Genomic DNA, 15,559 nt, shown 5'->3' on the forward strand with positions numbered 1-15,559 from the left:
TCGTAACATTCATCCCACACAACGACTGTCTAGCCATTCATACTTAAAACATTCGTACCAATACGCATAATGGACATTCCTTATAAATTAATATATGGTCTTAAAGCTAATAACGGTTATGAAAAGAAAAAGGGGCTTATGCTCACTTTATCTTTTTGTTTTCATACAGGAGACAAGGCCAAAATAAGCTCTGACCGCCTCTAAGTATGGCTGGAGCTTCTCTCCAGGCTAAAAAGAAAGCCTTTAATCTATCTATATAGAAAAAATAAACCTCTCTGCAAGCAGAGAGGTTTATTCATGAAACTAACTCAAATGGTTTATTGTAATAATTTAGAAACCATTTGTGGAGTTTGGTTTGCTTGAGAAAGCATGCTGATACCAGCTTCGTTCAAGATTTTGAACTTAGTCATTTCAGACATTTCTTTTGCCATGTCAGCGTCTTCGATTTGAGAAGCAGCTGAAGCCATAGCAGAAGACTGGCTCTTAAGGTTGTTTACGTTAAAATCTAAGCGGTTTAATGTAGCACCTAGAGTTGCACGGTTGTCAGCGATTGTTTTAAGGGCTTCGTCAATCTTAGCAACTGCTACTAATGACTTCTCTTCTGTAGCAGCTGTTTTAGCATTCTCATAAGCTTCAACTAAATCTTTTGAACCTTTATTAGCCGTTTCATTTAACTTGGCTTGAGCAGTTTCAAAATCAGACTTAAGTTTAACATCATTTGGATTTGCATTGTAAGCTGCTTTTGCTGAAATATATTCTTTTGCAGTAGGATCAAGAGCGCCTTTAGCTGCTTCATAATCGCCTACTAATTTAGCAGCATTAACATCGTTATCAGAATTACCTTTAGCTTTAGTATATTCAATGTCTCTAGTTGTAACAACAGCTTGTTTAGTATCTACAACAGTTTGTTTAGCATCAAGAGCAGTTTGTTTAGTGTTATATGCATCAATTAATCCTTTTGCAGTAGCATCAGCTTCCATAGTATTTTTAGCAGTATCAAGAGCAGTTTTTAGTCCGTTATTTGTAGGATCTGCATCAAGAGCTTTTTTGGCATCAAGGTAAGCTTTAGCTTTAGTATCTAATTCAGCAGTGTTTTTAGCAGAGTCAAGTTCACCTTTAGCAGTATCACGCTCTGTAGTAGCTTTATTAAGTTCTTCAGTAGCTAAGTCTTTAGCATCTAAAGCTGAAATTGTAGCTTTAGCAAGTGCATTTTCAGTTGAACCAACTGTTAAGTCTTTAATACCTAATGCTTCTAAAGTAGCTGATTTTAAGTCAATTGAAATTTGTTTTGATTGGTCTGCAGAGTCAAGAGTTTGAATATTGATAGATTTGTTAGATCCATCTAAAAGACTTTTATCGTTAAATTGTGTGTTACCAGCAATATAATCGATTTGTTTTTGTAATTCACCAAACTCTTTTTGTAATGCAGCTTGGTTATCTTTTGTATTTGTGTTGTTCGCAGATTGGTTAGCAATATCACGCATACGAAGTAAGATATTAGAAACTGAGTTCATTGCTGAATCAGCTGTACGGATTAATGCCATACCATCTTGTGTGTTATTAGCTGCAACACCTAATCCGCTTTCACGTGCACGCATACGAGTTGCGATTGCAAGACCTGCTGCATCGTCAGAAGCGTTGTTGATACGTTTACCGCTTGATAAACGGTCCATAGCGTTGCTCATTTTCGCTTGGTTTTGGCGCATGTATTCTTGCGTACGCATGCTATTAATGTTTGTATTAATTCTCATGTTAAGAACCCCCATTTTTTTATATTGACTTTTCTGTTAATTACAAAACGGTAATATACAAAAAAAACAATTTCGAATTTATTGTAATCCTTGCTATAACGGGTGTCAACTTAAAATTCGAATTAATAAATATAAAAAAATAACAGTTTAACAATGTAGTCATTTTTTTATTGCAAAGGATTATTGCAAACTTTTAAAAAAAACTCTAATATTAGATTATCTTTGTTTACCGAAAAGGTGATATTATGGTAGTTGGAAATATAGTAAAAGAAGTTCTTGCATATAAAAAAGGACAAATTCAGCAAAAGTTAAGTAGTCCGCAGGCGTTCGTTAGTAGTCGTTTTCAAGATCAATTGCAGAGTGAACCTGCGAAGGAGACGAAGGTTACTCCGCAAACGGCAAAAGTAGAAGATATGAGTCAGCCGGTACAATCTACGAAAATAGAAACGGTTGTTAATAAACCGGTAGAGCCTATAAAAGTAGAGGAAACGAGTAAGCTTGAGGAGACGGAGAAAGCTGAAACGAAGAAAGTGGATGAAGTGCAAGTCGCGCAAAAAGAGTTTGAGCGACGTTTCCCAGAAACGAAAAATGAGACTGCTGATACGTGGGGATTAACGAATAAGTATAATATTCAGAAAATACGTTCTTCAAATGAAGGTAAGTATGAGGATATTATTGATCGCGCTAGTCGTACATATGGAATTCCGAAAACGTTAATTCAAAAAATGATTGAAGTAGAGTCTAATTTTAATCCGAAAACGGTGTCACATGCAGGGGCGATGGGGCTTATGCAGCTTATGCCAGCAAACGTGAAAGAGATGGGTATAAAAAATCCATTTTCACCAGCTGAAAGTATTGAGGGCGGTGTGAAAGAGTTAAGCGGTTATTTAAAGAAAAATAACGGTGATCTCGTATTAGCGCTTGCTTCTTATAATGCTGGTCCTGGTAATGTGAGAAAGTACGGAGGCGTACCGCCATTTAAAGAAACGCAAGGATATATTAAAAAAATATTAAATATCGACGTTTCGAAATAAGAAATTTCATTTATATATAAAGAGAATATGGAATTTTCGTGAACATGATATGGGAGTTGGCTAGATTGAAATTACAAGATGATATTCCGTTAACAATTTATTTTGAAATCGGAAATACAAAAAAGAAAATTGAAGATCTGCTTCATATTACGAAAGGTACATTGTATCGTCTTGAAAATTCAACGAAAAATACGGTGCGTCTTATGCTTGAGAATGAAGAGATTGGAACCGGAAAGATTTTGACGAAGAATGGAAAAATGTATGTTGAAATCGTTGAATTGAAAAGGTAGGGAAGGGGATTTTCATGAGTGGCGATAAATTAAGCCAAGAGCAGATTGATGCCCTGCTGAAGGCGGTAAATGAAGGCGAGGAAATGCCAGCTTTCGCACAAGAAGCAGGGAAGCAAGATAAATTTCAAGAGTATGATTTTAATAGACCGGAGAAGTTTGGTGTTGAGCATTTACGTAGTTTGCAAGCAATTGCGTCGACTTTTGGCAAACAGACGTCACAGACGTTGTCAGCTCGTATGCGTATTCCGATTGAACTAGAGCCTTCGACCGTTGAACAAGTTCCGTTTACGAGTGAGTATGTGGAGAAAATGCCGAAAGATTACTATTTATATTGCGTTATTGATCTGGGCCTTCCAGAGCTTGGAGAAATCGTAATTGAAATTGATTTAGCGTTCGTTATTTATATTCATGAATGCTGGCTTGGCGGAGATAGTAAGCGTAACTTTACGATGCGTAGACCGTTAACTGCGTTTGAGTTTTTAACGCTTGATAATATATTTGCTCTTCTTTGCAAAAATTTACAGCAATCATTTGAAAGCGTTGTTGCGATTGAACCGAAGTTTGTAACGACGGAGACAGATCCGAATGCGCTGAAGATTACGACAGCGAGCGATATTATTTCACTATTAAATGTAAATATGAAAACAGATTTTTGGAATACGACAGTTCGTATCGGTATTCCGTTCTTATCTGTTGAAGAAATTATGGATAAGTTGACGTCTGAAAATATTGTCGAACATTCTTCGGATAAGCGTAAAAAGTATACGTCTGAAGTAGAAGTGAAAGTAAATCAAGTGTACAAGCCTGTTCACGTTGCGATTGGTGAGCAAAAGATGACAATGGGCGAGATTGAGCAAATTGAAGAAGGCGACATTATTCCGCTTCATACGAAAGTAACAGACCAACTACGTGGTTATGTAGATGGAAAACATAAATTTAATTGTTTTATCGGGAAAGATGGAACGCGTAAGGCGCTCCTATTTAAAAGTTTTATAGAGTAGGAGGATTTATATGAAGCATGAAGTATCTCCTGTGTCATTAATGGGATTAGAAGAATTTGCCGGGAAGCGAAATGAAGCGGGGAAGGCACATATTGATACCGTTTCAGATATTTCAATTGAACTTGGAGTAAAGCTTGGGAAGTCATCTATTATGCTTGGTGATGTGAAGCAATTAAAAGTTGGCGATGTTCTTGAAGTAGAGAAAAATTTAGGACATAAAGTAGATGTATATTTAAGTGATATGAAAGTCGGTATTGGTGAAGCGATAGTAATGGATGAGAAGTTCGGCATTATTATTTCTGAAATTGAAGCTGATAAGAAACATGCAGCGCTTATGAAGGCGCAAAATCAAATGCAGGATAAAGAGTAGAGGAGGAGTCATATGTCGTATATGACGACCTTATTTCAAGTCGTTTTACTGTTTGGTGCGCTCGGCTATGGTGCATATTATATGACGAAAAAGACGCGCAAACAGCAGTTTTTTAAGCAAGGTGAAAACGGACACATTCAAGTGAAAGACGGCGTGTATTTAAATCATCAAACGAGCGCCTTTTTGTTTGAAGTGGACGGGAAGCAAGTGTTCACTGTTATTAGTAATAACGGTGTGCAATCTGTGCAGTTAACAGGAACAGGAAATCAGTTTCAACAAGCGCTAGAAGACGCGGTGAAGAGTGAAACGAAAAAAGTAGAGGATCCATCATGAGAATAAAGAAACAGTTATCGTTATTTGCCGTTATTTTCGCATTTTCTATTATTTTTTCATTTGTTTTTGTAAATCCAGCGTATGCAGCCCCGAACGGCTTTATTAATTTCGAAAATGGAAAAGAGTTTACGAGTAATTCAAGTGTACAACTATTCGCGCTCGTTACCCTTCTATCATTATCTTCTTCTATCGTTCTTTTATTTACGCATTTTACTTATTTTATGATTGTTCTTGGGATTACTCGTCAAGGGCTTGGAGTTATGAATTTACCACCGAACCAAGTGCTTGTTGGACTCGCATTATTTTTATCGCTGTTTACAATGCAGCCAGTGCTTGGTCAATTAAAGAGTGATGTGTGGGACCCGATGACGAAAGAAAAAATAACAGTAAGTCAAGCTGCGGAGACGACAGCTCCGATTATGAAAGATTATATGTCGAAGCATACGTATAAGCATGATTTGAAAATGATGCTGAAAGTGCGCGGAGAAGAGTTGCCGAAAGATTTAAAGGATCTTTCACTGTTTACGCTTGTGCCATCCTTTACGTTAACGCAAATTCAAAAAGGTTTACTTACAGGGATGTTCATTTATTTAGCGTTTGTCTTTATTGATTTAATTATTAGTACACTTTTAATGTACCTTGGGATGATGATGGTACCGCCGATGATTTTAAGTTTACCATTTAAAATACTCGTTTTCGTATATTTAGGTGGATATACAAAAATCGTCGATATTATGTTTAAGACGGTTGCCTGAAGCGTTTGATGCTATGTGATAGGAGTCATATAAATGAATACGTCACCAATTATAGATATTTTCCAAACCTTTTTTTATAAAGGGGTTATGATTTTAATGCCGATTGCCGTTGTAAGTATGATTGTCGTTATTATTATCGCGGTTATTATGGCGATGATGCAAATTCAAGAGCAAACGCTGACGTTTTTACCGAAAATGGCGAGTATTGTGCTCGTTATTATCATTTTAGGTCCGTGGATGTTTCAAGAGTTAACGATGCTTATTTTAGATTTATTTGATAAAATCCCATCGCTATTGCGTTCGTACTAAGATAGGTGAACTGAAATGAATATGGAATTATGGGCGGCGACGTTTTTTGCGTTTTGTCGCATTACTTCATTTTTATATTTTCTACCGTTTTTCTCAGGCCGATCAATTCCGGCGATGGCAAAGGTTACATTTGGACTCGCTCTTTCGATTACAGTGGCCGATCAAGTGGATGTCTCTCACATAAAGACAGTTTGGGATGTAGCTGCTTATGCAGGAACGCAAATTGTAATTGGATTATCACTTTCAAAAATTGTAGAGATGCTGTGGAACATTCCGAAAATGGCAGGGCATATTTTAGACTTTGATATCGGTTTATCACAGGCGAGTTTATTTGATGTAAATGCAGGGTCACAGTCCACTTTGCTATCAACAATTTTTGATATATTTTTTCTTATTATTTTTATTTCACTGGGCGGCATTAACTATTTCGTTGCCACGATTTTAAAGTCGTTTCAATATACAGAGGCGATTTCAAAATTGTTGACGACTAGTTTTTTAGATAGTCTACTTGCAACGTTATTATTTGCAATTACATCAGCGGTTGAAATTGCTTTACCACTTATGGGCAGTCTATTCATTATTAATTTCGTCCTTATTTTAATCGCAAAAAATGCACCGCAATTAAACGTTTTTATGAATGCGTACGTAATTAAAATAACGTGTGGTATTTTGTTTATTGCGATGAGTGTACCGATGCTCGGTTATGTGTTTAAAAATATGACAGACGTATTACTGGAAGAGTATACGAAACTATTTAACTTTTTCTTAACGAAGTAGGGGGACGCGCATGGCAAAGGATAATAAAACAGAAAAGGCCACCCCGCAGAAGCGTAAAAAATCGCGTGAAGAAGGGAATATCGCCCGGAGTAAAGATTTAAATAATTTATTTTCCATTCTTGTATTAGCAGTTGTCGTTTACTTTTTCGGAGATTGGCTCGGTTATGAGATCGCACATTCCGTAGCGGTACTGTTTGATCAAATTGGAAAAAATACAGATTCGACCGAGTATTTTTATTTAATGGGCATATTACTTCTGAAAGTATCGGCTCCTATATTAATACTTGTATATGCTTTTCATTTGTTCAATTATATGATTCAAGTTGGTTTCTTATTTTCTTCTAAAGTACTTAAGCCGAAAGCATCACGTATTAATCCGAAAAACTATTTTACGAGATTGTTTAGTCGTAAAAGTTTAGTAGATATTTTGAAATCACTGTTTTATATGGGATTAATCGGTTACGTTTCGTACGTTCTCTTTAAAAAGAATTTAGAGAAGATTGTTAGTATGATTGGATTTAACTGGACAGCGTCACTTACTGAAATTATTAGCCAAATTAAATTTATCTTTTTAGCCATTTTAATTATTTTAATCATTCTTTCTATTATTGATTTCATCTATCAAAAATGGGAGTACGAACAAGATATTAAGATGAAAAAAGAAGAAGTGAAACAAGAGCATAAAGATAATGAAGGGGACCCGCAAGTAAAGGGGAAACGAAAAAACTTTATGCATGCTATCTTGCAAGGGACAATTGCGAAGAAGATGGATGGTGCAACGTTTATTGTGAACAACCCGACGCACATTTCGGTGGTGCTTCGTTACAATAAACAAGTTGATGCAGCGCCTATTGTCGTTGCAAAAGGGGAAGATGAGCTCGCATTATATATACGAACGCTTGCCCGTGAACAAGAAATACCAATGGTGGAAAACCGTCCGCTTGCTCGTTCTTTATATTATCAAGTTGAGGAAGACGAGACGATTCCAGAAGATTTATACGTAGCTGTAATTGAAGTTATGCGCTATTTAATTCAAACGAACGAACTTGAAGTATAATAGCGCGTTTGGAGGGGATCTCTTTGTTTAAGATGGATTCTGCAAGAACCTATTTTTCTATCTTTTTAGCAGCGTCATTCGTTGTGGCGCTCTTAATTCCACTTCCACCATTTATACTTGATATCGTTATCGTTTTTCTACTAAGTATGTCAGTGCTTATTTATATGCGAGCTACAAGTATTAACGAGTGGGATGAATTAAAGTCATTTCCGACGATGTTGTTATTAATCGGGATTTTCCGCGTATCGATTAACGTTTCGACGACGCGAGCGATTTTAACAGACGGAAATGCGGGTCATGTTATTGAAGAGTTTGGCCAGTTCGTAATTGGTGGGAACTTATTAATTGGTATCGTTATTTTTATAGTTTTAATCATATTCCAGTTTATCGTTGCAAACGGTGCGTCTCGTACAGCTGAAGTAGCAGCTCGCTTTACACTTGATTCTTTACCAGGGAAACAAATGTCTATCGATGCTGACTTGAATCAGCGTCTTATTACAGAAAAAGATGCACAGGCGAAACGAAAAAAATTAAATATGGAAACAGAGTTTTACGGAGCGATGGATGGTGCTGGAAAGTTCATTAAAGGGGACGTTATTTTCGGGATTGTCATTTTATTTGTAAACATTATTTTCGGTTTAATTGTTGGTATGATGCAGCAAGGAATGAGCTTTGCAGATGCGGCTATTCACTATACACAGTTAACTGTCGGTGACGGAATTGTAAACCAAATTGGTTCGTTAATGCTTGCGATTTCAACAGGTATTATCGTAACGCGAGTATTTGACGGTTCATCTGATACAGTAACTGAAGGAATCTTTAAAGAGTTATTAGCGCATGAAGTTGTTGTATATGCGCTTGGTGGTTTATTTATCGCAATGGGTGTTTTTACACCGTTACCATTTCTACCATTTGCTCTCGTTGGAGGCACGATTGTTTTCTTAGGAGTTCGTAATAAAAAGCGAATAAAGAAAGAAAAAGAAGACGAGCTTCAAAAAGAATTAGAGATGATTCAAGGCGATGAAGAGCAACTGCAACAAGTGGAAGATTCATTCGGAGTCTTTACGGATAAATATCCGATTATTGTAGAGCTCGGATTAGATTTAGCGGCACTTGTAAAGCAGAAGATTAACGGGGAAACAGCTCGAGATAAAGTTGTTCTTATGAGGAAGTCAATTATTACCGACCTTGGTATTAACGTTCCTGGAATTAACTTTAAAGATAATACGAGCTTTAGACCACGTGGACGTTACATTATTCGTATTAAAGGTGCAAAGGCGGCTGAAGGTGTTTTAAAATCAGGTTATTTATTAGCACTGAAAACACCGAACGTAATGGCTGATTTAGATGCAGAACCAGCGAAAGATCCAATTTTCGGCGAAGATGGATATTGGATTTTGGAGCATATGGTACAAGATGCACAAATGAAAGGCTATCAAGTGTTAGAGCCACTCAGCATATTAATTACGCATTTAGATGTTGTCGTTAGACGTAACCTTCATGAGTTAATTCAGCGTCAACATGTGAAAGACTTGATTAACTCGCTTGAAACTGATAATGGCGTTTTATTAGAAGAAATTAAGAAGAAAGAAATCGATTTATCACTTGTTCAAAATGTTATTAAACAACTGCTGAAAGAAGGAATTTCAATTCGTGATTTACCAACGATTATTGAAGGTATTATTGACGGGAAAGAAATTTATCAAAACCATGTGGATGGTGTCACTGCATTTGTACGTGAATGTATTTCAAAAGTTATTTGTGAGAGTGCGAAAAATCCTGACGGGAAAATTTATGCAGCGCTTTTCGCTGATTCAATCGAGTTAGATGCGGATGTTGTTAATAATTCATATCAAGGTTATTTATTAAACTGGGATTTAGATTTAGAAACGCGAGTAGTAGAGCAAGTACAGCGCGTTTTCAAACAAGCTCGTTTAATGGGAAGAGAGCCAGTATTATTAACGCGCAGAAAAGATTTCAGGTTTGCGATTGTGAGACTTCTTGAACGTTATCAAATAGAAGCTAAAGTATTATGTATTAGTGAATTAGCACCAGAAATTGTTGTAGATCAAATTGCTTATATTGAATAGTAGGGGGTGAAGTAATGGAAAGTACAGAAAAAAAAGAAGCGTTAATGCGAATAAAAGCAGCTTCGAAAAATGAATTGTATCGAAAGTTATTTGACCAATATGGTACAGATTATTACTACGTTGTCGATGAAAGTGTAAAACGAAACATCCCGTTTTTTTGGAAGAAGAATTATGAAATGTTAGTCGCTTTTCCTGAAGATAAACAGGAAGAAAGTAACGAAGGCATAGCTCAGTTTCATGACCAATTAATGGATGTTATAAATGAACCTTCAGAAGATATTGTGAAGGCAAATGGAATTCAATCGGTACTGCACAATTTAGAAAACGTAACGACTTCTATGCCGTACGCAGCGATGCAAACAGGAAATAGTGAAGAATGGGCAAGAAAAAAAGAGAAACTATTACAACTGTTTGAAAAAGGGATTGTCGTTGTGAAACGTGCGGAGGCGACGAAAGTAACGAAAAAACAGCCTGCTGTGAAACAAGCTATTCCTGTCAAGAAAGAAGAGGTAGTTGTTAAAAAAGAAAAGCAGGAATCTGTACCATTTATTATTCAAAAAGTAATTCGGATGTTAGAACAAAACGATGTGGAACAATATTTCATTCATGCATATGCTGAAAAATTAAAAGTGAAGTTTGAGAATGCAACGATGATTACAGAAGAGGAAGTCATCGGATACATATTGGAAGATATGAGATCTCATTTCAATACTGAAAACGTATTTGAAAAAGAAGTACAAACGATTGCATTAATCGGTCCAACTGGCGTTGGAAAAACGACGACACTTGCGAAAATGGCATGGCAGTTTCACGCTAAGAACAAAACAGTTGGTTTTATTACGACGGACCACTCTCGCATTGGAACAGTGCAGCAATTACAAGATTACGTAAAAACAATTGGGTCAGAAGTAATCGCTGTGCGAGATGAAGCAGCAATGACAAGGGCGCTCACTTATTTTAAAGAAGAAGCGTGCGTCGATTATATATTAATAGATACAGCCGGGAAGAATTATCGTACGTCAGAAACGGTTGAAGAAATGATTGAAACGATGGGACAAGTAGAGCCAGATTATATTTGTTTAACGTTATCAGCTTCTATGAAAAGTAAAGACATGATTGAAATCATTACGAACTTTAAAGATATTCATATTGATGGTATCGTGTTTACGAAATTTGATGAAACAGCGAGCAGTGGTGAATTGTTGAAAATTCCAGCTGTATCATCAGCTCCAATTGTATTAATGACAGATGGACAAGACGTGAAGCAACATATACATATCGCTACAGCTGAACATTTAGCAAAACAAATGTTACAAACATCGTAAGAAGAGAGGTGAAGAATAAGGCGCTTGCCTTATTCAAACGAGTATGAACGGTCTTTATATAGGTTCTATGGGTATGATGAATTACATGCAGCGTTTAAATGTACACTCTAATAACGTCGCAAATGCCCAAACGACAGGGTTTAAAGCAGAAAACATGACTTCTAAAGTATTTGATGTGCAAGACACATATCGCCGCGGAGACGGATCGGCGACAAATATCGGTTCGGTCGATTACGCTGTCGTACCAGCTGCGACACATGTGAATTTAGCGCAAGGGAATGTACAAATTACAAATAGCCCTACAGATTTCTTTTTAGATGACGGTGCAGCTGGTACATCATCATTTTTCGTTACTTCTAAAAATGATGAAACATTTTTAACGAGAGATGGAAACTTTACAGTAAATAGTGATCGTTATTTACAAACAGCATCTGGTGCTTTCGTAATGGGTGAGAATAATGAACGTATTCGTATTCCCGAAGGAGCAAAGGTAGCTGTACAAGCAGACGGTACTTTATACGATGAAGTAACACAAAATAATATTGCTCGCTTGCAAACGAAAACAGTAGATGCAGAAACGAACGCTCGCCTCGTGCAACGTGAAAATAAAAGTTTTACACTGGCAGAAGGAAACGTAGCTGATTTACCGAACGGAACAGGGGCAGTACGTAATCATATGCTAGAAAATTCAAATGTAGATATGACGAAAGAAATGGCTGATCTTATGACGAATCAAAAAATGATTCAAGCATCGCAGCGCATCATGACTTCGTTTGATAAAATTTATGAAAAAGAAGCGAATGAAATATTGAGATAAAAGACTCCTTTTAGTAGGAGTCTTTTTTATTCTTGCTTTTATTTTAGTTACATCATAAAATGATAATGATTATCAATATCATTTTATCTTTAATAAGAATAGAAGCTGCGATGGTCGTATCACTTGTTTAACTAGGTGAATTAAAAACTAAGGGGAAGGTGTGTACATATGTCTACAAAAAAACAGCTTTGCATTGGGTTATGTTTGATTTCTAGAAAGAAAGAAGAAGAGAATAAGTTTGATTCAGGAATCGATGAACAAGTAGAGTTAGCACAACTGGCAGAGAAGGCTAAGTTAGATTTTGTTTTTAAAGCGGATTATTTAGTGGCACATCCAGATTTAATTGCACGTAATAAGGGGAATGTAATTTTAGATCCAACATTACTTTTTACTGCTATTGCGTATGCGACAGAAAAAATTGGAGTCGTTACGACCGCTTCAACCTCATTTTATCCACCATATATACTAGCGAGGCAACTACAATCTTTAAATTGGATTAGTAACGGCCGAGTAGGATGGAACATTGTCACATCAATTGATGGTGCTGAAAACTTTGGTGAGGCAGGGATGCCACCATCTGAGGAACGATACGCGAAAGCGGCAGAATGTACAGAGTTAGTAAGAAAACTTTGGAGGAGTCATCCTTATGAAGTTTTGAAAGAAGACAACGCAGATGTAATTAGAGAGATGGTACAGCCAATTGAGCATCGTGGTGAGCATTTTGAGGTGAAAGGTCCACTTAATGTTCCGCAACATATTTCTGGGGAAATGCCTTTATTTCAAGCGGGTGCTTCAGAGTCTGGCCGGAATTTCGCTGCTTCTGTTGCGGATGCAATTTTCGCCGCGATGCCAGATGTAGAGTCAGGAATCGAACTTCGTCAAGATTTAAGAAGAAGAGCAGAAAAGCATGGCCGAAAGCAAGATGATATACGTGTATTGCCTGGTTTATATTTCTTTATTGGTGATTCATATGAAGAAGCACTAGAAATGCACAGGCAAGCTCATCAACACCTTACAAAAGAGAAGAGGTACGCTTTACTCGAAATGGTTCTCGGGTTAGACGTTAGAGGAATACCATTAGAAAGTAAGGTTACTGAACATATGCTACCAAGTAGGAATCAAACTGTACGTAGTAAAACACATGCCGAATTATTACGAAATTTCATCATTAAAAATGAACCAACTGTTGAGCAAATATTAGAACGACCAGAAGTTGTTGATTCTGCTCATTGGGTCGCTATTGGCACACCACAAGACATTTTTAAACAAATTATGGAAAGATTTGAAGCAGGAGCACTAGATGGATTCATTGCAATTCCAGGTGGACCTCCTAAATCATTGGATTTATTCTTTAGTGAAGTGATTCCTTTATTCGTGAGAGCAGGTGTATTTAGAGAAGAGTATACAGGTTCAACTTTACGTGAGCATTTGGAGGATAATATATCAAATTGTTTGCAGTTAAAATAATAGGAACATTATGTACAAAAAGCCTTTTAAAAGGAGGCTTTTTTATTTGTGTTTTAAAATTCAGAATCATCAGTTGACTATAAGGGACTTCTTTTCTATATTAGTAGTTATAACAATAACTACTAATATAGAAAATGGAGTTAGAGCTATATAGATTGTGATGGATGAAATAATAAAGGAATTGGGTTCTCCCAGTATGAATGTAAAGCTTATATAGGTTTATTAAAACATTACCTAGCAACTGGTTATGAAGTGAGTAAACAAACAGGCGTACCTCGTTCCATGATTTACGAGGTGCTCGGCAAGTTGATGGATAAAGGCGCAGTGCTTCTAAACCAGTAAAATATGTACCTGTAGCAGCTAAGAGATTAATGGATCGAATGCGAAAAGATTTTGAAAGGTCCTTTGAATTGTTAGACCGAAAATTAAATTATTTAGAACAGGAGCGACAAATGGATGTAATTATAAATCTAGTTCATGTCGTAACAGGAAAACGTAGTATGGAAGAAATGGGGGGAGAGAAAGGTGAATAAAGCTCAGGCACATATGACATTACAGAGCGATGGTACATTTCAACAAGGTGTAAAGGATTGTTTACCAACTGTATTTGGATATTTGAGCATTGGTATAGCGGCTGGTGTAATTGCGAAAACAGCTGGTTTCTCCATCATTGAAATTGCTTTTATGTCCACTTTAATTTATGCAGGTTCTGCTCAATTTATATTAGCAGGTATGTATGCTGCCGGTGCTCCGGCTTCAGCAATCATTTTTACCGTATTTTTTGTTAATCTACGCCACTTATTAATGAGCGCTGCGCTTGCGCCCTACTTCACGAAAATTCCTCTATTTAAAAACTTAATCATCGGTTCGCAAATTACAGATGAAACTTTCGGCGTTGCAGTGCAGCACGCAGCGAAAAAAGGTTATTTAGGTGAAAAGTGGATGCTAGGATTAAACGTAACAGCATATTTAAATTGGATTATTGCTACAATTATTGGCGGACTCTTTGGTGAATGGATACCAGATCCTCATACGTACGGGATGGATTATGCCTTACCAGCAATGTTTATTGGATTATTTGTTCTCCAGCTTATAAGTAGTAAACCGAAACTAGCAATTCATCTTACTGTTGCGATTGTAGCTATTGTTATTGCATACGTTTCACACTTGTTTATGCCAGATAGCATAGCAGTTATTATCGCAACGCTGTTAGCTGCGACGATTGGAGTGGTGATTGAGAAATGGAAATGAGATTAGACGTATTATTACTTTTACTAGCAGCAGGAGCAGTTACACTTGTGCCTCGTATATTACCTCTTCTCGTATTTAGCAAACTGCAAATTCCAGATTGGGGCTTAAAATGGTTAAATTACATACCGATTGCGATATTAGCAGCACTTTTAGCGCAAGTATTATTTATGCACGAGACAGTGCAGTGGGATTATATCATTGCGGCAATTCCGACATTTTTCGTAGCGATATATACTCGTAGTTTATTAGGAACAGTATTAACAGGAGTCATTGTAATTATTTTGTTACGTTTATTTTTCTAAAAAGGATTCAGCTCATATAATAGCGAAAGGTGTAATAACATGAAATATATAGGGGTGGTGTTATGATACTTTTAACGATAGGCGCTATTTTATTAACGGTATTCATTTTCTTTATTATCGGTTTTATTACGTTTATGATGGTTGTTGATAAGGCGACACCTCAAATTTACTATACACCTTGTGAATCAGTAACAGTGAAATCTAAAGGTAAACATAGAAGGAAGAAAAGTTGAGTGTTGGCTTTTCTTCCTTCTGTTTTTATATTCCCGAAAGAACTAACAACAATAATCCAAATAGAAAACTAATAAAGGAAAGAAAACCGATAGATATGGAAAAAATACGATTGTTCTTCCATTCACGTGCGAAAACGATAAAGCCTAGAACGCAAAGGAAAAACCAAATAGGTAGAAATATAAATCGACTAAATTTCTCAGGTAGTAATGAATAAAAATTTGTTAAATATAATATCCAATTCGTAAAAAATAGAGCACATACGATGAATGATTGTAAGTATGGTCTGTTTAAAAAATTTCCTTTTTTAACCGTCATAAAAATGAGAGCTAATGCTGAAATAAAGGGAATGATTATGAATATGAGTAAAAGTAATGTAAGTGACATGTAAAACTCCTT

At 36.5% G+C, this 15,559-nt stretch carries 18 protein-coding genes and 1 pseudogene; 17 read left to right on the forward strand and 2 right to left on the reverse strand.

From position 1 onward, the window contains the following. Positions 1–317 precede the first annotated feature (317 nt). Positions 318–1,751 carry a flagellin N-terminal helical domain-containing protein gene (locus tag MHB76_RS08370; protein WP_078173072.1) on the reverse strand — a complete coding sequence of 478 codons (1,434 nt, stop codon included), beginning with the start codon at positions 1,749–1,751 and terminating at the stop codon, positions 318–320. Between the two features lie 245 nt (positions 1,752–1,996). Here MHB76_RS08370 and MHB76_RS08375 point away from each other — a divergent pair, with 245 nt between their 5' ends. The 17 genes and pseudogenes from MHB76_RS08375 to MHB76_RS08455 all read left to right on the forward strand — a co-directional run bounded on the left by MHB76_RS08375 (position 1,997) and on the right by MHB76_RS08455 (position 15,162). Further along, positions 1,997–2,785 (forward strand): lytic transglycosylase domain-containing protein, encoded by a 789-nt coding sequence (locus MHB76_RS08375; RefSeq protein WP_078173073.1) that lies wholly within the window; start codon positions 1,997–1,999, stop codon positions 2,783–2,785. Between the two features lie 65 nt (positions 2,786–2,850). Then, complete coding sequence (locus MHB76_RS08380; RefSeq protein ID WP_000775712.1) at positions 2,851–3,075, forward strand: flagellar motor switch protein FliN; 225 nt, start codon at positions 2,851–2,853, stop codon at positions 3,073–3,075. Positions 3,076–3,089: 14 nt separating this feature from the next. Then, positions 3,090–4,076, forward strand: a complete 987-nt coding sequence (fliM, locus tag MHB76_RS08385; RefSeq protein ID WP_070146385.1) for a flagellar motor switch protein FliM — start codon at positions 3,090–3,092, stop codon at positions 4,074–4,076. Positions 4,077–4,086: 10 nt separating this feature from the next. After that, positions 4,087–4,446, forward strand: a complete 360-nt coding sequence (locus tag MHB76_RS08390; RefSeq protein WP_002202516.1) for a flagellar motor switch protein FliN — start codon at positions 4,087–4,089, stop codon at positions 4,444–4,446. Positions 4,447–4,458: 12 nt separating this feature from the next. Further along, positions 4,459–4,779: a hypothetical protein gene (locus MHB76_RS08395; protein ID WP_000121176.1), complete on the forward strand. Its 321-nt coding sequence runs from the start codon at positions 4,459–4,461 to the stop codon at positions 4,777–4,779. Then, positions 4,776–5,534, forward strand: a complete 759-nt coding sequence (locus tag MHB76_RS08400) for a flagellar type III secretion system pore protein FliP (protein WP_002126633.1) — start codon at positions 4,776–4,778, stop codon at positions 5,532–5,534. Before MHB76_RS08395 ends, MHB76_RS08400 begins: the two co-directional genes overlap by 4 nt. Positions 5,535–5,567: 33 nt before the next feature. Beyond that, complete coding sequence (locus tag MHB76_RS08405; RefSeq protein ID WP_002011993.1) at positions 5,568–5,843, forward strand: flagellar biosynthetic protein FliQ; 276 nt, start codon at positions 5,568–5,570, stop codon at positions 5,841–5,843. A 15-nt stretch (positions 5,844–5,858) separates the two neighbouring features. Further along, a complete protein-coding gene (locus MHB76_RS08410) occupies positions 5,859–6,620 on the forward strand; it encodes a flagellar biosynthetic protein FliR (protein ID WP_001055697.1) in 762 nt (253 codons plus the stop codon). 10 nt (positions 6,621–6,630) lie between these two features. Beyond that, the gene (gene flhB, locus MHB76_RS08415; RefSeq protein WP_002202515.1) at positions 6,631–7,677 is read left to right on the forward strand and encodes a flagellar type III secretion system protein FlhB; all 1,047 of its coding nucleotides are present in this window, start codon (positions 6,631–6,633) and stop codon (positions 7,675–7,677) included. 23 nt (positions 7,678–7,700) lie between these two features. Continuing rightward, the gene (gene flhA, locus MHB76_RS08420; RefSeq protein WP_002189082.1) at positions 7,701–9,767 is read left to right on the forward strand and encodes a flagellar biosynthesis protein FlhA; all 2,067 of its coding nucleotides are present in this window, start codon (positions 7,701–7,703) and stop codon (positions 9,765–9,767) included. Positions 9,768–9,781: 14 nt separating this feature from the next. Next, positions 9,782–11,092 carry a flagellar biosynthesis protein FlhF gene (gene flhF, locus MHB76_RS08425; protein WP_078173074.1) on the forward strand — a complete coding sequence of 437 codons (1,311 nt, stop codon included), beginning with the start codon at positions 9,782–9,784 and terminating at the stop codon, positions 11,090–11,092. 43 nt (positions 11,093–11,135) lie between these two features. Next, positions 11,136–11,909 (forward strand): flagellar basal-body rod protein FlgG, encoded by a 774-nt coding sequence (locus tag MHB76_RS08430; RefSeq protein WP_078173075.1) that lies wholly within the window; start codon positions 11,136–11,138, stop codon positions 11,907–11,909. Between the two features lie 168 nt (positions 11,910–12,077). After that, the gene (locus tag MHB76_RS08435) at positions 12,078–13,376 is read left to right on the forward strand and encodes an NtaA/DmoA family FMN-dependent monooxygenase (protein WP_078173076.1); all 1,299 of its coding nucleotides are present in this window, start codon (positions 12,078–12,080) and stop codon (positions 13,374–13,376) included. 180 nt (positions 13,377–13,556) lie between these two features. Continuing rightward, positions 13,557–13,888, forward strand: a pseudogene (locus MHB76_RS08440) (TrmB family transcriptional regulator); the annotation flags it as partial. A gap of 34 nt (positions 13,889–13,922) precedes the next feature. Continuing rightward, positions 13,923–14,627: an AzlC family ABC transporter permease gene (locus tag MHB76_RS08445; RefSeq protein ID WP_439823121.1), complete on the forward strand. Its 705-nt coding sequence runs from the start codon at positions 13,923–13,925 to the stop codon at positions 14,625–14,627. Further along, entirely contained in the window at positions 14,618–14,929 is a 312-nt protein-coding gene (locus MHB76_RS08450; RefSeq protein ID WP_070141625.1) for an AzlD domain-containing protein, read from the forward strand. Before MHB76_RS08445 ends, MHB76_RS08450 begins: the two co-directional genes overlap by 10 nt. A 62-nt stretch (positions 14,930–14,991) precedes the next feature. After that, a complete protein-coding gene (locus tag MHB76_RS08455; protein ID WP_002158467.1) occupies positions 14,992–15,162 on the forward strand; it encodes a DUF3951 domain-containing protein in 171 nt (56 codons plus the stop codon). A gap of 25 nt (positions 15,163–15,187) precedes the next feature. On the opposite strand, the gene MHB76_RS08460 is transcribed toward MHB76_RS08455, so the two are convergent. After that, complete coding sequence (locus MHB76_RS08460; RefSeq protein WP_078173078.1) at positions 15,188–15,547, reverse strand: hypothetical protein; 360 nt, start codon at positions 15,545–15,547, stop codon at positions 15,188–15,190. Between the last annotated feature and the right edge of the window lie 12 nt (positions 15,548–15,559).

The organism is Bacillus sp. FSL M7-1345, assembly GCF_038006985.1.
Taxonomy (GTDB): Bacteria; Bacillota; Bacilli; order Bacillales; family Bacillaceae_G; genus Bacillus_A; species Bacillus_A cereus_U.